This is a genomic window from Indolivaga capnocytophagoides (genome assembly GCF_036511535.1).
Classification (GTDB): domain Bacteria; phylum Bacteroidota; class Bacteroidia; order Bacteroidales; family Dysgonomonadaceae; genus Dysgonomonas_A; species Dysgonomonas_A capnocytophagoides.
Genome location: NZ_AP028867.1, coordinates 2,111,321 through 2,132,776 on the forward strand (window position 1 = coordinate 2,111,321; position 21,456 = coordinate 2,132,776).

The following is a 21,456-nucleotide window of genomic DNA, read 5'->3' on the forward strand; positions in this document are numbered from 1 at the left end:
CTTATTTACTTCGTAGTCCCAGGCAGATTTGAACTGCCGACCTCTACATTATCAGTGTAGCGCTCTAACCAACTGAGCTATAGGACTGGCTGTTTGTTTCTTTTCTTACCCGGTAACTGTGATTAACAGCTCCTTTTTCTCTTTATTTTGTCGATTTGATAGAAACTCTTTTTTATATAATACACTAGACATTGGGTGATAATAACTTTAACGTTATATATCCAGTTAGAACATTCTCCAGAAAGGAGGTGTTCCAGCCGCACCTTCCGGTACGGCTACCTTGTTACGACTTAGCCCCAGTCACTAGTTTTACCCTAGGACGCTCCTTGCGGTTACGTACTTCAGGTACCCCCAGCTTCCATGGCTTGACGGGCGGTGTGTACAAGGCCCGGAACGTATTCACCGCGCCATGGCTGATGCGCGATTACTAGCGAATCCAGCTTCATGGAGTCGAGTTGCAGACTCCAATCCGAACTGGGAGAGGCTTTCGAGATTAGCATCTTGTCACCAAGTAGCAACCCTCTGTACCCCCCATTGTAACACGTGTGTCGCCCCGGACGTAAGGGCCGTGCTGATTTGACGTCATCCACACCTTCCTCGCAGCTTACGCTGGCAGTCTTGTCAGAGTCCTCAGCTTGACCTGTTAGTAACTAACAATGTGGGTTGCGCTCGTTATGGCACTTAAGCCGACACCTCACGGCACGAGCTGACGACAACCATGCAGCACCTACGCATCTGCTATTGCTAGAAGATCGGTTTCCCGATCGGTCAGATGCATTTCAAGCCCGGGTAAGGTTCCTCGCGTATCATCGAATTAAACCACATGTTCCTCCGCTTGTGCGCCCCGTCAATTCCTTTGAGTTTCACCGTTGCCGGCGTACTCCCCAGGTGGATTACTTATCGCTTTCGCTTAGCCACTTATTGTAATATCACAAACAGCTAGTAATCATCGTTTACTGCGTGGACTACCAGGGTATCTAATCCTGTTTGATACCCACGCTTTCGTGCTTCAGCGTCAGTTGTAGTTTAGTAAGCTGCCTGCGCAATTGGAGTTCTTCGTTATATCTATGCATTTCACCGCTACACAACGAATTCCGCCTACTTCAAATACACTCAAGAAACCCAGTTTCAACGGCAATTTTAAGGTTGAGCCTCAAACTTTCACCGCTGACTTAAATCCCCGCCTACGCACCCTTTAAACCCAATAAATCCGGATAACGCTCGCATCCTCCGTATTACCGCGGCTGCTGGCACGGAGTTAGCCGATGCTTATTCGTACTGTACTTGCAAGAAAGGACACGTCCTCTTTTTTACCCCAGTACAAAAGAAGTTTACAACCCATAGGGCAGTCATCCTTCACGCGACTTGGCTGGTTCAGGCTCTCGCCCATTGACCAATATTCCTCACTGCTGCCTCCCGTAGGAGTCTGGTCCGTGTCTCAGTACCAGTGTGGGGGATAAACCTCTCAGTTCCCCTATCCATCGTTGCTTTGGTGAGCCGTTACCTCACCAACTGGCTAATGGAACGCATGCCCATCTACTACCAATTAATCTTTAACAAATATCACCATGCGGTGCCCCTGTATTATGCGGCATTAATCCGAATTTCTTCGGGCTATTCCCCTGTAGTAGGTAGGTTGCATACGCGTTACTCACCCGTGCGCCGGTCGTCATCAAAAGTATTGCTACTTTCATGCTACCCCTCGACTTGCATGTGTTAGGCCTGTCGCTAGCGTTCATCCTGAGCCAGGATCAAACTCTTCTTTGTATATCTTTTTTATATTCTCAGAATTATTCTAACCTCTTTATTGACTCTAGGTATTGACTTAGAGTTGATACCGATCGTAAGACCGTATCACCCGTCTAATGCTATATTTTTTTGTTCCTTTTCAAATCTTTCAAAGATCGCTTCTCGTTTTTCGCTTTTCTTAGTGACCGTCTCTCGGTCTTAAAGCGAGTGCAAAAGTAGTCCCTTTTACAATACACTCCAAATATTTTTATGCCTTTTTTTAAAATATTTTTATGCCTTCCTTACAACAACATTATTTACAACTACTTAGAATTATATCTTTTTTTTAACCAATTAGTACACTGATGTAGGAAACCAGAAAAACCGCTCCAATAAAAGAATACAATGCCAATCTCATTTTATCGCAGATCTATTATCTTTAATAAAAAATATATGACATTAGATTTATATTTGCTTATATATTCTTTCGAAACCTTTTATACTATCTTTGCATTAATGTTAAGGTCTATGACCTTTTTATTGTTTTAAATAGTGTACATCAAGAAATAAAAATTTTATCTATACTATAAAGCGATCGACTATCGATAACTTTACTTATACTTATATATATTGATTTAATACGGAATGGGAAGCTTCAATTTTCGATTTATTTTCAAAACCATCGGATTCTTACTTATCATAGAGTCTCTTTTGTTGATGATATCGGCTGCGATCTCTTTTTATTATCATGAACTCAGTGGTGATGCATTTCTCATTAGCGGATCTATAACTATAGTTGTAGGTATAATGCTTCGCTTATTAGGAGTAGAACCTCGCGAAAAACCAATAGGAAAACGAGAAGGTTTTCTTTTGGTATCTATTTCATGGGTTATACTATCCGCTTTCGGTATGCTCCCATTCTGCATAAGTGGCGTAATACCTAAAATAAGTGATGCATATTTCGAAACGATGTCAGGCTTTACAACCACCGGCTCCACTATTATACCCAATGTTGATGTTATTCCTTTAGGGCTTTTATTCTGGCGATGCCTCACTCAATGGGTCGGCGGCCTTGGTATTGTGGTATTCGCATTAGCCGTACTGCCGATTATCGGGGGAAATGCCTCATTTTTATTTGATGCCGAAACTACAGGAATAGTTCGTGAGCGGTTTCAACCTAGAATAACTCAAATAGCGAAAAGACTATTGTTTACCTATATATTCATAACTGCCCTTATAACCATACTTTTATGGATTGGACCTATGAATTTATTCGATGCAGTGTGCCATGCATTATCAACTGCTTCGACAGGAGGGTTCTCAACCAAACAGGCTAGTATAGCTTATTGGAACTCTCCCTATATAGAATATGTAATAAGTATATTTATGGTTGTGGGAGGAATTAACTTCTCGCTACTATACTTTTTATTAAGAGGAAAACCGAAAAGATTGCTCCAAGACGAAGAAGTCATATGGTACTTTGGTATTTATCTATCGTTCACGATTATAATATCAGTAGGACTGATTCTTTCCGGACAAATCGATATCGCAGAAAACGCTTTCCGAACTTCCCTCTTTCAGGTAACATCCGCTATAACTACCACAGGATTCTCTACAGCAGACTTTACAAGTTGGGGCCCTTTCTATATGTTCCTTATCTATCTGCTGATGATGATTTGTGCCTGTGCCGGCTCGACATCGGGAGGTATAAAAGTAATCCGTGTAGTTGTTCTGTTTAAAAATGCAATCAACGAATTTAAGCGTCAAGTACATCCTAATGCAGTACTGCCCGTTCGGGTTAATAATCAGGTATTGCCTGTGGATATCGTTACTAAAATATTAGCTTTCATCTTCCTTTACCTTCTGATTTTGTTTGTCAGCTTTCTGGTATTATCTATAACGGGGATAGGCTTTGAAGATTCTATAACAGCATCGGTTTCGTGTATGGGAAATGTAGGATTGGGAAGCCTCAGCGAAAGCGGGCATTTTGCAAATATATCGGATACTGCGAAATGGTATTTATCATTTCTCATGCTAACCGGACGCCTTGAACTATTCACCGTTTTATCTTTATTTATGCCTGCATTTTGGCGAAAATAAAATCAATGTATAACATCTGACAAATCACCTCTTATGAAAAAATATCTTCTAATAACACTCTCCTTATTTTATGTGTACAGCTTCTATGGACAAGAGAAGCAAAAAGTGAGTTTGCTATTTGCAGGGGATGCCATGCAGCATAAGTCACAACTAGATGCAGCCCGTGTCACAGGTGGAGGCTATGACTATTCTAAATACTTCAACCAAATAAAAGACCAAATAGACTCGGCAGACATTTCAATTGTCAATTTCGAAACGACATTACCGGGGAAAGCTTATACCGGATACCCCAATTTTGGATCTCCTGATGAATTTGCTTATGCTTTGAAAGATGCAGGATTCGATGTATTTCTCACTGCAAATAATCATTGTCTGGACAAAGGCAAAAAGGGTGTCGAACGAACTATTATGATGCTCGACTCGATGCAGGTCAAGCATTTGGGCACATATGTCAATGAGGAAAAGAAAAATGTTCTTTATCCGATGATGATTGTAAAGAATGATATCAGAATAGGTATGCTTAACTATACTTATGACACAAACGGCATACCGATACAAGCTCCCAATATTGTTAATCTGATAGACAAAAAACAAATTGTCTCAGATATAGATATGTTAAAGCGAATGCAACCAGATATCATAGTAGCCAATATGCACTGGGGTGAAGAGTACAAGTTAAAGCCCAGCACCGAACAAAAGGCATTAGCCGACTTACTCATCAAAAACGGGGTAAGGCTTATTATTGGCTCTCATCCTCATGTCGTTCAACCTATAGATATACGGCAAAACGGCGATTCAATAGAAAACATAATAGTTTACTCTCTCGGGAATTTCATATCCGGAATGAAAGCTGTCAACACCGATGGTGGAATGATTGCTCGAATTAACATAAGCAAAGATGATAAAGGAAATGTAACAATAGACAGCTGCTCTTATTCTCTGGTATGGGTATATAAACCTTTAGAAAATACCAAATTACAGTTTCAACTTATTCCAATAGAGAAATACCAAAATGAGGCAGGTGAAGAGAAAATAGGCAAAATGTCTTTCGATAAAATGAGTGCTTTCGCTAAAACCGCCCGAAAGACAATAGAAAGTCTTTGGCCAAAGTCTTCGGCTGTTATATCAGGAGAAGATTCGTCACCCCGTAAAAATTGATTAACTTTGTGCTTCTCTAAAAGAAAAGCAAAACAATATACATAAAATAAAATGGCACATAAAATCATTCTGACTGGAGACAGACCAACAGGTGCACTACACTTAGGACACTATGTAGGATCTTTGAAAAAAAGAGTCGAATTGCAAAATACCGGCGAATACAAACAATATATCTTAATAGCCGACCTGCAAGCTCTAACCGATAATGCGGAAAACCCAGAAAAAATCCGTGAAAATATCATGGAAGTAGTATTGGATTATCTGGCTGTAGGCCTTGATCCGGAAAAAACCACTTTTCTTATCCAATCTTGTATTCCCGCACTGTACGAACTGCCGATGTACTATTCGAATTTAGTAACGATGGCTCGTTTGGAACGTAATCCGACTATTAAAACAGAAATACAGTTGAGAAACTTCCAACGGGATATTCCAGTAGGATTCATGACTTACCCCATCAGTCAGGCTGCTGATATCACTGCGTTTAAAGCTCAGTATGTGCCTGTAGGAAACGACCAGCTGCCTATGATCGAGCAAACACGTGATATCGTTTCAGCATTCAACCGTATATACAAAGAAATTCTGGTAGAACCCCAAGCGATACTTCCAGATAATGTTACAGCTCAGCGTCTTGTCGGAACAGATGGAAATGCTAAGATGAGTAAATCTCTTGGAAACTGCATCTATCTGAAAGACAAAGAAGACGTAATCAAAAAGAAAGTAATGGGAATGTTTACAGACCCTAACCACTTACGTGTCGAAGATCCCGGAACGGTAGAAGGAAACCCCGTATTTACTTACCTTGATGTATTCTCTACTGAAGAACTATTCAAAAAGCACTGCTCCGATTATGCCACACTTGACGAAATGAAAGATCACTATCGTCGTGGAGGTTTGGGAGACGTTAAGATCAAACGAGTGCTGAACGACATCATGCAAGATGTTTTACGTCCGATCAGAGAACGCCGTGAAGATTATGAACAACGCAAACCCGAAGTTTTCAAAATGATCGAAGACGGAACAAAAGCGGCTATCGAATATACTAACCAAACTTTAGCTGAAGTTAAAGCGGCTATCGGTATCGATTACTTCGCAAGCCAATCTTTTCAGGATATGTTTATCAATAAGTAAAAGATCTCTTTTCAATATAATAAAGGATGGACTTCGGTTCATCCTTTTTCGTCAGGGCTCTCCCTCCTACTTCTCCAAACTCTTCGACAATATAAAGTACACAGGAAAACAAGGTACGCTCTCGTTATGGTATCGGTCAGATGCTGTTACAAAATAGTATACTCCCCGTTCAGTATCTTCTGTTTCCAGCCGGACTTTAGTAGAATGAATACCTGTCATTACGATTGAACGTACATCCTTTGTATCGCAATTCTCCGAATCTGTTTCGTAAATAGTATAAGTCTGCGCCTCGTTATTATCGGCAGATTGCCACTCTATTGTCGTATATCCTTCAGAATCTCGGTATACCTGCATATTAAGAGGCGAATTAGGAGCTTCATTATCCAGCCATGTTAATGGTGGTAACTTTGCCGGATACTCATAGTATGTGTTTAATCTGTCACGTATGCCTTTCAAATTATCTAATACATTTGCTGCACGATAAAATGCCTGCCCTCTGCTTTCACTCTTACGGGTATAATCAATCTGTCGGGTTATATCCTCCGGTTTCCAATCCCCTTCTGATGGCAGCAGGCGGTAAATACCCAGACCGGGAACTACCATGCGTCCTTCGCTCATACTGATCCAGTCATCGACATATTTGTCAAAATCTGTTTCATTATAGTATAACATCGGATAAACAGCATCCATCATTCCGGTCTTAAGCCACATTCCGGCATCCTGATGTACACTTTCGTAAGCAGTCCAGCGTCCACGCATCGGATCGAGATTACGGTAACGCCCGATCGGGCTGCAACTGATCTGTACCCATGGCTTTTTCTTTTTCACCAAATCATGCACTCCCGTTACCAGTGCTGTGATATTATCTCGTCGCCATTCCTTTAAAGACTTTCCTCCTCCGTATTTATTGAAAGTATCTTTATCGGGAAACTTAACTGCCGACTCCGGATAGCGGATATAATCAAACTGTATACCATCTATATCGTAATTGCTGACAATCTCATCGACAATTTTCAGTAAATAATCTTTCGTTTCGGGATTCCCCGGATCAAGATACCACTCACCCATATGCAGTTTAGTCATCTTCGGATACTTAGCTACAACAGAATTCCGCCCCTGAGCTTTTACTTGTTTAGGTGTACCAAGCGGAAAAGTAACAACCCACACATGGCATTCGATTCCCCTTTTATGGCATTCTTCGATAGCATAAGCAAGCGGATCGTAAGCAGCATATGCACCTACCGAAATATCTTTCTGAAAATAAGGGCTCCATGGTTCTATTTTCGACTTATAAAAAACATCCCCCCTGATACGTGCCTGAAAGAATATGGTATTTATATTAGCCTGCTGTAATTGATCGAGCAAACGGCGAAGTTCTTTCTTCTGTTCGTCCGGAGTTTTTCCGGGCGAAGGCCAATCAAGATTCCAATTTGTCGTAAACCAAACAGCTCTAACCTCTTCCGGTTTATTCTGAGCATGTAAGGGAAAGAAAAACAGACTAAGAGTACACAGTATAAATAGTTTTTTGAATAACCGCATAAAAGAAAATTAAGGTCGAAGACCTATTTATTACTTGAGCAAGTATAACATACTAAACTTGTTATAACTTAAAAACATATCATTGAAACTTTCATTCACGTCGAAGAACGCACCCTATTTACGGCAATGACAATCAACAATATGATCATCAACATAACCCGTTGCCTGTAAGAAAGCATAACAAATGGTGGTTCCGAAAAACTTAAATCCGCGCTTCTTCATATCCTTACTTATCGCATCCGAAATATCAGTCGAAGCAGGAGCTTCCGCCAATGTCTTCCATTTATTTACAATCGGCTTGTGATCCGGAAAAAATGAGAGCAAGTATTTACTGAAACTTCCGAATTCTTTCTGAACGTCAATAAACGCACGGGCATTAGTTACTGTTGCTTTTATCTTCAGACGATTACGAATAATCCCTTCAAAAGATGCCAGTTTTTCCATTTCTTCATCGGTAAAATTCACCACTTTGCGAACATCAAATCCCGCAAAAGCTTTTTTATATCCCTCCCTCTTGCGAAGAATGGTAATCCAGCTCAATCCGGCCTGGGCACTTTCCAATACTAAAAACTCGAACAAGACATCGTCATCTGTCACAAGTTTACCCCATTCTTCGTCGTGGTATTTTATATAAAGAGGATCGGTTCCACACCAACCGCAGCGTACGATAGTTGATTCCATATTTTTATCTTTGTCCCTAAATCGGACTGTAAATATACGACTAAGTAACAGAAAGATTTTAATATTTGTTCAATTTCATTGGTCATTTTACTTGACCCTGCATAACCTAAACAAGTTTAGCTCTGCTCTCGCTGCTTTAAATGTTCATTTATATTGTCCCATCAGATTTTACAGTTTCCGAATTCCCCTCTCTGTTTTATTCTTTCCCTTATCTATTTACACGTTGTTCTATTTTTAACTAAAATAAAAAGGTAACAAAGGTTCCATCTTTTCAACCATTTTATGGAGTAACCTTTTTATGATCTATCGAGTGTGGGATCGTAAGCATCAAAGGCTGTCTCTGCCTCCGAGGAATCAGATTTGACTTTGAGTGCTTTTCGTCTTTCTTTCATTTCTTCTTCCGTGAAATTACCGCTGCCATTGTCTTGTAAGAATTGAAGTTGATCGGCTGCCTCTTGATTCTGAACTATGATTTCCCACGGTACACGAATATTTTCTACCTTCTCTTCAATTTCTCCCTCTTTAGCCATCGCCATTTTCAAGGTCTTTTCGTCTGCTGAATATTCTTTCATGGTTACCGTTTTTCCGGTCAGATATATTTCACCGTACTCATCTACGGCATATTTATAACGGGTGGTAGTTACGGTATAACCATGCTCTAATCTTTGTTTGAGGATTTTTCGGGCTTTTTGAGCCAGTCTTTCGTCACGACCTGCACGGGCATCATCTATCATTTCTTTGAAATCGGAATACTTTCGTACCCACTGATAGAATGTTTTACGGCTGATGCTGTACATCGCGCAGATTTCACCCAATGTATATTCATCCTGTTCTATTGCATCCGCTATTTTCTTGCCTAGTTGTTCTGTGTATTTTGCCATAATTATAAAGTGTTTTTTCCTTATAGATAAAATTTCAGAAAACAGGAGAGCATATCTTCTTCGTTTCTTTTAGGCAACAAAAAGGTCTAAAACCTTAAATTGCAGATAAAAGTTTTAATTATCTTTGCATAACGAAAAAAACAAAAAGATCCCTACCGTTTATTTTATGAAAACTGATATTGAAATTGCCAGAAGCATTGAGTTAAAGAAGGTTATTGATATTGCTAAACAAATTGACATTGATGAAGACCATGTACATAATTATGGTAAATACATGGCGAAAATACCATATTCGCTGATTAATGAACAGCAGATATCTCAGAGCAATCTTATCTTAGTGACAGCCATAACCCCCACAAAAGCCGGAATAGGCAAGACAACAGTATCAATCGGTCTTACTCTCGGACTAAACAAAATCGGCAAAAAAGCAGTCGTAGCACTCCGTGAACCATCACTGGGGCCTTGCTTCGGGATGAAAGGCGGAGCTGCCGGAGGAGGATACGCACAGGTACTGCCGATGGAAGATATAAACCTGCATTTTACAGGCGACTTTCATGCGATAACTTCGGCTCACAATATGATCTCGGCTTTGCTCGATAATTACTTGTACCAAAACAGGTCTACAGGAAAAGGACTAAAAGAAATACTCTGGAAAAGAGTACTCGATATAAACGATCGTAGTTTACGTTATGTGGTAACAGGTCTGAGAGGTAGTGCCAACGGCATCCCCTCCGAATCGGGTTTCGATATAACTCCGGCTTCGGAAATCATGGCGATTCTCTGTCTGTCGAAAGACATCGAAGATCTGAGACGCCGTATTGAAAAGATCATTCTCGGATATACATACGAAAACGAGCCTTTCACGGTGAAAGATCTGGGTATAGCCGGTTCAATTGTTGTACTGCTTAAAGATGCCATTAATCCGAATCTGGTGCAGACAACCGAACACAATCCGGCAATTGTACATGGAGGGCCTTTCGCTAATATCGCACACGGCTGCAACTCGGTAATAGCAACCAAACTGGCTCTAAGCCATACAGACTATGTGGTAACGGAAGCGGGATTCGGGGCAGATCTGGGTGCAGAAAAATTCTTTAATATCAAATGTCGTAAAGCGGGGTTAACACCCAAATTAACGATCATTGTAGCATCGGCACAAGGGCTGAAAATGCACGGTGGAGTAGCTCAGGAAGATATTAAAAATGAAAATATCGAAGGTCTTAAAAACGGATTGGCTAATCTCGATAAACATATCTCAAATATGAAATCCTTCGGACAGACCGTTATCGTGGCTTTCAATAAATACGGAACCGATACCAAAGCCGAAACCGATCTTGTTATAGAGCACTGCAAATCTCAGGGAATAGCTATAGCGATAAATAAAGCCTACTCCGATGGAGGAGAAGGAGCTGTTGATCTGGCCAATCTGGTGGTAGAAACAATAGAAAACAATCCTTCGGGAGAGTTAATCTTTACTTATCAAGACTCTGACTCGATACAGACAAAGGTCGAAAAAGTAGCTAAACAAATATACGGAGCATCATCTATCGAGTATAGTGCCGCTGCCCGCAAAATATTGAAATTGGTACAAGGTACCGAAATAGAACATTATCCGGTCTGTATAGCCAAGACCCAATATTCGTTTTCGGACGACCCGAAGGCGTATGGTGTGGCAAAAGATTTCGGACTGACTATCAATGATATTGTCATCAACAACGGAGCCGAATTTGTTGTTATAGTAGCAGGGCCTATTATGCGTATGCCGGGATTACCAAAAGTACCACAGGCTAACCATATAGATCTCGCAAATGGATTGATAGAGGGACTTAGTTAAGCCTGATCAACATCTTGTAGGGGCGTATAATTATACGCCTTCAATAAATAACAGGCGAAAGATTTTTTGCCCCTACAACGTCAAAAGATATAAATTTATGAAAAGAACACTTTACCTTGTTTTTCTGCTGCTGGCATGTTGTAGTGCTAGCCAAGCTCAGGTTACCTATACAAAGCAGGATTCGTTGATTTTCGAAAAGTATGTCACTTCTCTCAAGTCACAATCCAATCTACCGATAAACGAACTCGTTGTAAAGACAGCTTTGTTCTTTCAGAACACACCGTATGTTTCGCACACTCTGGAGAAAAGCGATCAGGAGCGATTAGGTGTAAATCTGCGTGAATTTGATTGTACAACCTTTGTTGAATCCTGTATGGCTCTGAGCCGCACCATCAAATCGGGGGCTCCTACATTCTCCAACTTTTGTAAACAGCTTCAGAACATACGCTACCGCAATGGCATTATTCAGGATTATTCATCACGACTCCATTACATGACAGACTGGGTGTATGAGAATCAGAAACACGGGCTATTTAAAGACGAAAGCAAAGACTTAGGAGGTATTCTCGATGACCGTAAAATCAATTACATGTCATCACACCCCAATTCTTATACAATTCTAAAGAAGGACAGCGAAATGCTTCGGAAGATAGTAGCAGCCGAACAAAATATAAACAAACGCGGAGGACATTATGTAGTTCTCAAACAAAATATAGGCAGTCTTTCCGACCGCGTCAAAGACGGAGATATACTGATATTCGCAACAAGTATTGCCGGACTCGATTATACTCATATAGGTATTGCTTATCATACAGCGGGCAAGCTCACCTTCATACATGCATCGAGCAAAGCCGGCAAAGTATGGATTGACAGTAATTCTCTTGTTGCATACTGTAATAAACAGACAAGAGGCACAGGTATTACAGTATTGCGCCTTAACGAATCAAAATCGAAGAAATGAATAAAGAGATATTTTTACGCATGAGCAGCTGGTCTCAGCTATTCTTCCTTCTGCTTTTCAGTTTCACAGGCCTCCTTCTGAGTATTGTCTTTATTAGCATTCTTGCTCCGGTCATGGGAGGAATAGATTCTCTTAACTTCATTCGTGTAATGCAGGTGTTTCAATCCGTATTCATTTTTTTGGTTCCGGCTCTGCTGTGCGCTTATCTTTTTAATGAAGACGGATGGCAGTACCTCAAGATAAAGAAAGCTGTTAATCTGAAAGTGTTGATCTATTCAATCATTCTGATAGTAGCCATCCAGCCGCTTATATCCTTTACAGGATACTATAATAAAATGATGACACTGCCCGAATCGCTTTCGGAACTCGAACAATCCATGCAGGCTATGGAAAACTCTGCGGCTGCCTTATTGGAACGCCTGATGGCAGATCATTCTCCCGATGTGGTGATTGCTAACTTTATAGTTATAGCAGTTGCTGCCGGCATTACCGAAGAATTTTTCTTTAGGGGATCATTACAGCAATTAGTAAAAAAAATATGCCACAACCGACATGTCACTGTTTGGATTACGGCATTTATCTTTAGCTTTATACACTTCCAGTTTTACGGGTTCGTTCCACGTATGCTGTTAGGTGCTTTATTGGGATATATCTTCCTTTGGTCGGGCAACCTTTGGATTCCGGTTATAGTACATATATTAAATAATGCTCTGAGCGTGGCTCTATACTATAAGTTCCACTCGACACCGGTATATGACCGGCTCGAAAGTTTTGGAACAGGAGACACCGTCTGGGCAACAGTGGCCAGCATAGCTGTAACGGGAGTTATTTTATCTTTATTATCAAGGGAATACCAGCGGAACAATCCTGAAGAATTTACAATATAAAGTCTCTGGCTTTATATTACTTAATAAGGTAAGGTTTGGAAATATTGAAAAAAAAGGACGGATTAGGGTATTTAATAAAATGGATCATCAGGTTGGGTGATATTATCACTATTAATCTGGCAATTATTGTACTCGGTTGGCTGATTCCCGTATCTATTTCGAACCAGCCGCAGCTTGTTGAAACTTTTCTTCTGATCAATCTGGTTTATTTCATCACGGCAAACCTTATCCCTCTGCAGTTTCTCCAAGGACATATCGTATTCTTCGATAAGATCATACAAAAAAGCCTGAGCTTTATAACTCTATATTATATATTACTTTCAGCAGGGCTTTTTCTCTTCCGAATTGGAAGCCTCGATTTTCTCAATTGGATATTATATTACTTCGGCATAGCATTTATATACTTACTGTGGCATATAATAGTACGGAGTGCGCTCAAATGGAACAGACGTAGGGGACACAACTACAAAAGAATCATCATCGCCGGAACCGGGAAAGGAGCGATAGGTATTTTCAATGAACTGAAATCGAGTGTTTATGGATATAAGATACTAGGTCAATTCGGAGACAATCCGATCACCGAATGCAAAGAACTTGGATACCTGGGACGCACTTCCGATATTCAACAATTCTGTGCAGATAATAATGTCGATGAGATTTATTGTTCATTACCCAATAATGCTGAAACCGAGATTATTCAGCTCGTAAACTTTGCGGAACGCAACATGATCCGATTCTTTCTGATCCCCGATTTCTACGGATACATCAAACGTAAACTTGTATTGCACTCCCTTCAATCGATCCCAGTTATCGCCATACGTCCCGAACCATTACAGAAAATCTATAACCGCATTCTAAAGCGGGCTTTCGACATAGCCTTCTCCCTAGTTGTAGTCATCACCATACTTCCGATTGTGTATATCCTATTCGGGCTGCTGATCAAGCTAACATCCAAAGGACCCATTTTATTCAGGCAGCAACGCACAGGATTACACGGCAAGGTATTCACCTGCTATAAATTCCGCACAATGGTTCTGAATGAAGAAGACAATAGCCAAACAACATGGAGAAAAGATCCCAGAATCACTGCCGTAGGGGCATTCATGAGAAGAACAAGCATCGATGAACTTCCGCAATTTATCAATACACTGATCGGTAATATGTCGGTAGTTGGGCCTCGTCCGCATATGATCCAGCAGACAGATTTGTACAATCAACTGATAGACCGCTTCATGATCCGGCATCTCATCAAACCCGGGATAACCGGATGGGCTCAGATATCGGGCTACAGAGGTGAAACCCGTACGATAGAACAAATGGAGAGCCGATTCAAGAAAGACGTATGGTATCTCGAGAACTGGTCTTTTGCTTTAGACATTAAGATTATCGCTGTAACGATTTATCAACTCATCAGAGGAGACGAAAATGCGTTCTAGCATTTACTTAATACCTCGGGTATTCAATGCTGCACGATACTTATTAGCATTAATGACATGCTCGGCATGAGTCACTGCAAAATTATGACGCCCCGAGAAGTCTTCTTTAGCACACATGTAAAGGTAGTTATGTTTGGTTGCACTCAGTACTGCATCAATACCCTTAATAGATGGTACACGTATAGGACCCGGAGGTAATCCTTCGTGACGATATGTATTATATGGGGAATCAACCTGAAGATGACCGAACAAAATTCTTTTCAGAGAGAAATCTCCCACAGCATATTTAACCGTTGGGTCTGCCTGCAGCATTTGACCCGATCTTAGCCTGTTGAGATAAAGCCCTGCCACCATCGGATATTCATCAGAAAAATAACATTCTTCTTCAACAATCGCGGCCAGAATGGAAACTTCGACGGGAGTCAAGCCCTGCTGTTTCGCTTTCTGCTTACGATCTTCATTCCAGAACCGATTATATTCGGTATGCATCCTCTGAAGAAAATTATCGAGAGTTACATCCCAATATACTTCATAAGTATTCGGGATAAACATACAATCGATAGTTTCAACATTGAAGCCGAGAGCCGCACACCTCGTAGAGTCATTCAAAGCTGATAAAATTGTCTCTTTAGACAACATCAATTGAGAAGACAACCTTACCGCCAGATCATCCTTTGTTCGGATATTATTAAACTTAAGTTTAACGGGAGACTGATGCCCTCCTTTCAACAGCGAAACTACATCCCTGATTGTCATATCAGGTTTTATCGCATAGCGTCCGGTCTTTATATTTTCGGGGTAATCATAATAGTCGGCTACTTTTTTAAACTTAGCTAAATTCTCGACATGAGCCGTCGTGTCCAACTGTTTCAGGATGCTATTGTAATCTTTATTTTCATCGATATAAAGGTATACCGTCTTTTCTATATTAAATCGAGTCGAAATAATAGATTCGACATAAAAAAATGCTCCTGCCAGAGCAACACCAACTATACAGACGATAGTAATTAAGACTGAGCGCTTTGATAAAGCCATTGGGTTATTTTATTAGTCAATAGTGGGGCAAAATTATAAATATTATTTCGAAAAAATCACAGTGCGCCTTGTTAAATCAAAACAAACAGCTATATTTGCATCGCATTTGGAGTTAACCCTCCTATTGCAAGGTTCAGGAAGTGTGGGTGAGTGGCTGAAACCACCAGTTTGCTAAACTGACGTACGGGTAACTGTACCGGGGGTTCGAATCCCCCCGCTTCCGCGAAACAAGTAATAAGCTGCTATTTATTAGCAGCTTATTCTATTTTATAGGATTACATCCTAAATGTCATTTTTCAGGAACCGATCTCCTTAATCAGAAAAATGTAATATAAAAAGATTCCTGCTTTACATTAACCATTGTTTACATTCTATCCAGATCAGCCATATTATCAAGATTAAATAAAGTTCGATGTCGGGATCAAAAGTATCTTTCAATACTTATCCTTTCATCGAACTTTAGTGTTGTTCGTATTATTAAAATATTTTAAACAATACTATTTATAGACATAAGTAAGATTATTTACTCCTCCGAGAGATTATTTCAGGATTAATTAAAGTGACCATCCCGGATTTTGTTCTAGTTTTACATTCAATTCAATTTGCTTATCAGGCAATGGAAAAAGATAATTTTTATCCTCAAAAGTTCTATTTGATGCTTTTTCATGAATTGTATAACCTTCTGTATTAGTCTCTATCTTAAGGGCTGCATCCGGTGAATATTCATATTTCTTTCCAAGACTGATATAGTTTAATACCCAAGGTTTAGCAAATGCAGAGCCTGTCCCCATCCAGATACCTTCAACATTTTGGCTTAATTCAGATTTTGCTGTTGCCCACCGACGCAAATCATCAAAACGGAAGCCTTCAAGGAATAGTTCAACTGTACGCTCTCTTCTTATCTCTTTCAGCATAGTTGATCCTGAAGGTACTGATGCTGAGGTTAAATAAGGCATACTTACTCTTTCCCGTAACTTATTAATAGATTTATCCAGATCCGCTTGAGATATAGTTCCATTCCCTAATTCGCACTTAGCTTCGGCATATATTAGATATATTTCAGCTAAACGTATAATAGGAACATCAAAACCATCAGAATTTGCATCGGCTTTGCGTTCTCCGGCAAATTTATTAGCATAAAAACCTTCTCCATTCCAAACTCTCAATTGCATGCTCAAGCTATCTGCGTGGTCTCTATTAAATGTACTTCCTGATGCATAGTTCCAATATAAATCTCCTAAACCAATAACAGTTGATGATAGACGTGGATCTCGATCCTTTAAGAAACTATTAAGTGATGTCTTATAGTCGGGTAAAGTATTTTTGCCATCTTTATCAAGAAACATTTCAACCATTTTTCGAGACAACAACATCCCATTACCTCTATGCGTGTTATTCTGAGCCGATTGCCTAGTTTGTTCGTGAAAACGATTACGCAGAATATATTCTTTATTAGCAGCTTTCAGCACACCTGCAGGATTCGTTTTAGTCACGCTTTCCAATATAAACATGTATCGATAACTTTTCTCTTTCAATATTGAATTATAGAAAAGCTCATATGAGCCATTGTCTTCCATAACCTTATCTGCATTATCAGCAGCCTTTGTTAATAACTCAGATGCACGAGCAGTATTATTGTTATGATATTTCTGCCAGGTTCCTTCAAATAGACACATACGTGCAAGAAGAGCTTGAGCTGCTCCAATTGTTATACGCCCATTATCACTCGAAGAAGCCACTTCTGATTGTTTAGGTAGAACCCCGCTGTTTATTGCTGTTTCCAGATCTTCAATAATAAAATTTGCAAACTCATCTCTCGTTGCACGAGCAGCATACAAGTTTGGAGAGGAAGTATCCAGAACATCTTTTATGATTGGCAGTGGTCCATAATCAACAAATACGATATATGATAAATAAGCTCTGAAAAAATGAGCTTCGGCTACATATTTAGCGATATCTGCCGGTTTTGAATAGCCTGCCACATTTTTAAAAAGATAATTGACAGATCTAAGTCTTTTCCAATATTCTTCATACACTTTATCTGTACTGGGTACTCCATAATGCGAATTAGATATTGAATTAAAGTTATTTATATTAAAAACAAGATCACCCATATCTTCACGATCCATAAAACCATAGCAGTATGTATCGGATCCTGTTTTTAAATTTTGCATCTTAGGTAAGTATGTGTAATAATTATTAGCTTCCTTTTCAAATGCAGTTACAGAATTCCACATGGTTGCATCAGATGGATCTGTTTCCGGATCCAAATCTAAAAGATCATTACAACTGCTAAAAAGAAAAGGTAAAGAACAACTAAGAGCCAGTAATATATATTTTTTCATTTTATAAGTCTCCTATTATTTAAAAAGTTAAGTCAATACCAAAAGAGTAAGAACGCATAAATGGATAGCTATTTGAACCACTAGTTCCTCCAAATGGATCTTCGGCTGTTGCTTCAGGATCCCAACCATCCTTTGTCTTTGTTATTTCAAACAGGTCATTCCCTGAGAAATAAACTCTTAATTTATCAATATTAAATTTTGCAAGAATCGATTTAGGTAGAGTATAACCAATGGTTATATTTTTCATACGGGCATAAGCTCCATTTTGTTTGCGATACCAGGCATCCGAATACAGATAGTTGTAAGTTCTTACATTTCCATTTAATGTTGTCTTAGGTACAGCATTAGGATTTCTATTCACTGAGGATAATAAAAGATTTGTATTTGTAGTAGTCCCATCATTCTCTATATACGAAATACCATAATTATTCCCATAATAGTCTGCAACATCACTCCAATTTTTACCATACCAAACTGAGCCTTGGTTTTGATAACTATTAGCCACTAACATAGTTGCAGCACTTGCATTTCTCATAATCATTTGTTTTCCTACGCCTTGTATATTTGCCGAAAAATCAAAACCTTTATATTCTGCACCTAAATTGATACCGAAACTATAATGAGGTGTGTTATCTCCCAGCAGCTTAACATCCTCTTTTGTAATGGTTCCATCTTTGTCCAGATCCCGATACATCATATCTCCTATACGCAAAGTAGCTCCGTTTAAGACATCATTACCCACCGTCTTCACATATGCATCCAGTTCCTCTTGGGTTTCTATTAGTTTTACTGCTTCCATCCCCCAATAGGTATTCATCGCATAGCCCACAAGATTACTTGTCCGTGTATTCCAATTTTTAGTTGTCGCATTCTCCATCGCAACTATTTTATTTTTTGCATCACTTATATTTGCCGATACAAAATAATTAAGATCACCAATTTTATCTCTCCAACTCAAAGCAACTTCCCATCCATTAACTTTCATCTTTCCTGAATTTGTTTTTGGTGCTGTTGCTCCTAATGTTTGAGGATAAGTAACAGATACAAGCATATTATCATTATTCTTGACAAAATAATCGAATGAACCACTCAGTCTATTGTCCAATACACTAAAATCTAATCCTATATTTTTTGTTTTTATAACTTCCCATTCACGTTCTAAAGATATTACGTTCTTTTGTGTAATAGTCTGCCCATAAGATGGGCTTGCATCCGGTCCAAAAAGAGGATAGTTTGCTGCATTACCTGAGGCTGTATTTAGATTTAATAATGCTATATAGTCATAATTATCGATACCTGCCTGGTTACCTACTTCGCCATATGAAGCACGGATTTTTAGATTGTCAAAAATTCCGGTCTCTTTAAGAAATGATTCTTCAGATAATCTCCAACCAATAGAAGCTCCATAAAAGGGCTTCCATTTCTTTCCTCTTATAAATTTTGATGTACCATCATATCGCCCAAGTACTTCAGCAATATATTTTCCCTGATAAGCATAGTTTACACGTCCAAAATATGAAGCCATAGCCCAGGTTGCAACTTCATCTGTATTTGTTGCAGACTTCCCTGTATTTACAGAATGTAAATCTTCAACTTCAAGATTAGTACTTTTTGCTGTTATTTTAGTGGCTCTTTCACTTTCATAAGATAATCCGGCCATAACATCAAAAGCGTGATCATTCGCAATTGTTTTCTTATAATTAAAATAACCTTGATACTGTTGCTTTAATACATTTTTATTGTATCTCTGCATATAGTTGCTATTAGGGCTTTTGTAAGCATAAGGAGTCTCATCATAAGCATACCATGTCACGATGTTTTGATATTCATCCTGGGAATCTGACCATGGGTTAAAATATACATTCCCGATAAAATCTAATCCTTCGATTATATGAAATTTAGGAGATACATTTACTTTAAAGCTATTGATAGTTGTACTGTTCTCTCCTCCAAATTTACTGGCTACTACAGCTGTCATATTCGAAGCCCAACCAAAAGGATTACCCTGCGGAGTTAACAACGGTGAACCAGGAGGATTACCGGCAATACTACTAGGACGTTGAGTTGGATATTTACTTTCTCTTCGGTCGAAAGATAAATCAGTAGATATATCAAACCACTTTGCAACTTTAATATCATTATTTGCTCTGATATTATACCTAATAGATCTATCAGTACCCCATGTTGATTTAAGTGGAGATCCGTCATACATGTATGCCATAGAAATATTGTAAGTATTGGTTTCGCTGCCTCCTAATATACCTATACTATGAGAAGTTGAAATTGCATCACCCCATGTCGCATCATTCATATTAAAATCCATAAAACCAATATCTTTTATTTCTCCGACAGATGGTCCTACATTATATGGCTGCACTGTATTATAATAGCGTGGATCGCTCGTTTTCATAGCTTGTAATGCCCAATAAGGCATCGCACCAATATTGTTTCCGGGAGAATAAGTTCCAATACCAGCCACTTTATCGTTCAAGCTTGCTTCTTCAATAGAGTACGCCCATTGCTTCATGTTCATAAACTCTTGTTGCATACTTGGTGTTTTGAAAGCAATATTACCTTTATAGCTAACTTTTGCCTTCTGAACTTTACCTCTTTTAGTTGTGACAAGCACAACACCACCAGCAGCTCTTGATCCATAAATTGCAGCTGCAGCATCCTTTAATACTGATATAGAAGCAATATCATCGGGATTTATATCCGCTATTCCTCCCGGTATACCGTCAATCAAGACTAAAGTTCCTGGATCATTTACTGATCCTTGTCCTCTGATTTTATAACTCCAACTTTCCCGTCCGGGAGCAGAACTGCCTCTTGTTACAACCATTCCCGGAACGACACCTTGAAGAGCGGAAACGGGATTCGATATTACACCTTTGTCTTTAAAAACACTTTCGCCTACTTGAGAAATAGCACCTGTAAGGGTTTCCTTCTTCGCTGTTCCATATCCAACCACTACAACTTCGTCCAGTGCTTCGGAGTTCTCCTCTAGTGTAATATTTACAACTGATCTATTAGCGATATTAATAATTTGATCTTTATAGGCAATATAAGATACTTTTATTTGAGACTTGTCATTGGGTACATTTATTGAAAAGTTTCCGTCCAAATCTGTTACTGTTCCCGTTGTAGCTCCCACCACTACCACACTAACCCCAATTAGAGGTTCTCCTTTGGTATCTACTATTTTTCCTTTTATTGATTTTGTTGTCTGATTTTCGGCTAAAATGTCTTTTATCTCAGCTTTAGCTTGCAAAGAGACCATAGGTATACAACCAAAAGCAAGAGACATTAAAAATACCTTACTCGATGGTAAATTAGATTTTAAATTCCATTTCATAATTATAATTTTTGTATTAGCATTATTGTATTTTATACATATAATGAGGAAAGGTGATTAACATTTTTCTTGATAATAGAACATTACAACATGTTGTTTCTTTTCATCGGTATCATTCTTCATAGGCATATTTAGAAGTTAGGTTATATTTCTTTCTATTAAAGACATAGATATGAATGACACAATTAGAATATCAGAATAATCAGCTAAGACCATATACACATAAATATTTCAAATAGATAATCCCTATTCTGAATATTCACAATGTAGAGCTTAACTATAATATTAAAATAACTAATATGTAGACATTATTCTGTCCGTAAAGAAATTTATTGACAACAAAGAAAAGCTGTTCTGACGTTTTTTTTGAGACAATCTATGGCAGATT

The 21,456-nt window shown here is 39.0% G+C and carries 13 protein-coding genes, 2 tRNA genes and 1 rRNA gene; 8 read left to right on the top strand and 8 right to left on the bottom strand.

The features are described from left to right. Positions 1–13: 13 nt before the first annotated feature. Together AABJ51_RS08760 and AABJ51_RS08765 are read right to left on the bottom strand one after the other, a co-directional pair. Positions 14–87: transfer RNA gene (locus AABJ51_RS08760), tRNA-Ile, on the bottom strand. Positions 88–241: 154 nt separating this feature from the next. Continuing rightward, positions 242–1,767: ribosomal RNA gene (locus AABJ51_RS08765) — 16S ribosomal RNA — on the bottom strand. A 606-nt stretch (positions 1,768–2,373) separates the two neighbouring features. On the opposite strand from AABJ51_RS08765, the gene AABJ51_RS08770 reads away from it, so the two are divergent. The 3 genes from AABJ51_RS08770 to trpS are packed head-to-tail and all read left to right on the top strand — an operon-like array spanning position 2,374 to position 6,114. Beyond that, entirely contained in the window at positions 2,374–3,828 is a 1,455-nt protein-coding gene (locus AABJ51_RS08770) for a TrkH family potassium uptake protein (protein WP_338375604.1), read from the top strand. 33 nt (positions 3,829–3,861) lie between these two features. Beyond that, the gene (locus AABJ51_RS08775) at positions 3,862–4,986 is read left to right on the top strand and encodes a CapA family protein (RefSeq protein WP_338375606.1); all 1,125 of its coding nucleotides are present in this window, start codon (positions 3,862–3,864) and stop codon (positions 4,984–4,986) included. Positions 4,987–5,037: 51 nt separating this feature from the next. Beyond that, complete coding sequence (gene trpS, locus AABJ51_RS08780; protein WP_338375609.1) at positions 5,038–6,114, top strand: tryptophan--tRNA ligase; 1,077 nt, start codon at positions 5,038–5,040, stop codon at positions 6,112–6,114. A 66-nt stretch (positions 6,115–6,180) separates the two neighbouring features. Here trpS and AABJ51_RS08785 read toward each other — a convergent pair whose 3' ends face one another. From AABJ51_RS08785 to AABJ51_RS08795, 3 genes are all read right to left on the bottom strand, one after another. Then, positions 6,181–7,653: a glycoside hydrolase family 10-like protein gene (locus AABJ51_RS08785; RefSeq protein WP_338375611.1), complete on the bottom strand. Its 1,473-nt coding sequence runs from the start codon at positions 7,651–7,653 to the stop codon at positions 6,181–6,183. A gap of 114 nt (positions 7,654–7,767) precedes the next feature. Beyond that, on the bottom strand, positions 7,768–8,334 hold the full coding sequence (locus AABJ51_RS08790) for a DNA-3-methyladenine glycosylase I (RefSeq protein ID WP_026627276.1): 567 nt from the start codon (positions 8,332–8,334) through the stop codon (positions 7,768–7,770). Positions 8,335–8,630: 296 nt separating this feature from the next. Further along, complete coding sequence (locus AABJ51_RS08795) at positions 8,631–9,215, bottom strand: terminase small subunit-like protein (protein WP_338375614.1); 585 nt, start codon at positions 9,213–9,215, stop codon at positions 8,631–8,633. 166 nt (positions 9,216–9,381) lie between these two features. On the opposite strand from AABJ51_RS08795, the gene AABJ51_RS08800 reads away from it, so the two are divergent. The 4 genes from AABJ51_RS08800 (at position 9,382) to AABJ51_RS08815 (ending at position 14,333) form a co-directional block, all read left to right on the top strand. Then, positions 9,382–11,049, top strand: coding sequence for a formate--tetrahydrofolate ligase (locus AABJ51_RS08800; RefSeq protein WP_338375616.1), 1,668 nt, complete (start codon positions 9,382–9,384; stop codon positions 11,047–11,049). Between the two features lie 97 nt (positions 11,050–11,146). Beyond that, positions 11,147–12,010: an N-acetylmuramoyl-L-alanine amidase-like domain-containing protein gene (locus AABJ51_RS08805; RefSeq protein ID WP_338375618.1), complete on the top strand. Its 864-nt coding sequence runs from the start codon at positions 11,147–11,149 to the stop codon at positions 12,008–12,010. After that, positions 12,007–12,897 carry a CPBP family intramembrane glutamic endopeptidase gene (locus tag AABJ51_RS08810; RefSeq protein ID WP_338375620.1) on the top strand — a complete coding sequence of 297 codons (891 nt, stop codon included), beginning with the start codon at positions 12,007–12,009 and terminating at the stop codon, positions 12,895–12,897. The genes AABJ51_RS08805 and AABJ51_RS08810 overlap by 4 nt, the downstream gene beginning before the upstream one ends. 35 nt (positions 12,898–12,932) lie before the next feature. Continuing rightward, positions 12,933–14,333, top strand: a complete 1,401-nt coding sequence (locus AABJ51_RS08815) for an undecaprenyl-phosphate glucose phosphotransferase (protein WP_338375622.1) — start codon at positions 12,933–12,935, stop codon at positions 14,331–14,333. Between the two features lie 3 nt (positions 14,334–14,336). On the opposite strand, the gene mltG is transcribed toward AABJ51_RS08815, so the two are convergent. Continuing rightward, positions 14,337–15,368, bottom strand: coding sequence for an endolytic transglycosylase MltG (mltG, locus tag AABJ51_RS08820; RefSeq protein WP_338375624.1), 1,032 nt, complete (start codon positions 15,366–15,368; stop codon positions 14,337–14,339). Positions 15,369–15,504: 136 nt separating this feature from the next. Between mltG and AABJ51_RS08825 the strand changes: the two genes are divergently transcribed. After that, positions 15,505–15,591 (top strand) — tRNA-Ser (locus tag AABJ51_RS08825). Between the two features lie 331 nt (positions 15,592–15,922). Here AABJ51_RS08825 and AABJ51_RS08830 read toward each other — a convergent pair. Both AABJ51_RS08830 and AABJ51_RS08835 read right to left on the bottom strand, forming a co-directional pair. Further along, on the bottom strand, positions 15,923–17,713 hold the full coding sequence (locus tag AABJ51_RS08830) for a RagB/SusD family nutrient uptake outer membrane protein (RefSeq protein WP_338375626.1): 1,791 nt from the start codon (positions 17,711–17,713) through the stop codon (positions 15,923–15,925). A 19-nt stretch (positions 17,714–17,732) separates the two neighbouring features. Beyond that, positions 17,733–21,068, bottom strand: a complete 3,336-nt coding sequence (locus tag AABJ51_RS08835) for a SusC/RagA family TonB-linked outer membrane protein (RefSeq protein ID WP_338375628.1) — start codon at positions 21,066–21,068, stop codon at positions 17,733–17,735. Positions 21,069–21,456 lie beyond the last annotated feature (388 nt).

Excerpts from the sequence above, each read along its gene's own strand:
- AABJ51_RS08810 (WP_338375620.1), top strand. The coding sequence starts at position 12,007 with ATGAATAAAGAGATATTTTTACGCATGAGCAGCTGGTCTCAGCTATTC.
- AABJ51_RS08790 (WP_026627276.1), bottom strand. The coding sequence starts at position 8,334 with ATGGAATCAACTATCGTACGCTGCGGTTGGTGTGGAACCGATCCTCTT.
- AABJ51_RS08805 (WP_338375618.1), top strand. The coding sequence starts at position 11,147 with ATGAAAAGAACACTTTACCTTGTTTTTCTGCTGCTGGCATGTTGTAGT.
- AABJ51_RS08795 (WP_338375614.1), bottom strand. The coding sequence starts at position 9,215 with ATGGCAAAATACACAGAACAACTAGGCAAGAAAATAGCGGATGCAATA.
- trpS (WP_338375609.1), top strand. The coding sequence starts at position 5,038 with ATGGCACATAAAATCATTCTGACTGGAGACAGACCAACAGGTGCACTA.
- AABJ51_RS08770 (WP_338375604.1), top strand. The coding sequence starts at position 2,374 with ATGGGAAGCTTCAATTTTCGATTTATTTTCAAAACCATCGGATTCTTA.
- AABJ51_RS08830 (WP_338375626.1), bottom strand. The coding sequence starts at position 17,713 with ATGAAAAAATATATATTACTGGCTCTTAGTTGTTCTTTACCTTTTCTT.
- AABJ51_RS08835 (WP_338375628.1), bottom strand. The coding sequence starts at position 21,068 with ATGAAATGGAATTTAAAATCTAATTTACCATCGAGTAAGGTATTTTTA.
- mltG (WP_338375624.1), bottom strand. The coding sequence starts at position 15,368 with ATGGCTTTATCAAAGCGCTCAGTCTTAATTACTATCGTCTGTATAGTT.
- AABJ51_RS08775 (WP_338375606.1), top strand. The coding sequence starts at position 3,862 with ATGAAAAAATATCTTCTAATAACACTCTCCTTATTTTATGTGTACAGC.
- AABJ51_RS08800 (WP_338375616.1), top strand. The coding sequence starts at position 9,382 with ATGAAAACTGATATTGAAATTGCCAGAAGCATTGAGTTAAAGAAGGTT.
- AABJ51_RS08785 (WP_338375611.1), bottom strand. The coding sequence starts at position 7,653 with ATGCGGTTATTCAAAAAACTATTTATACTGTGTACTCTTAGTCTGTTT.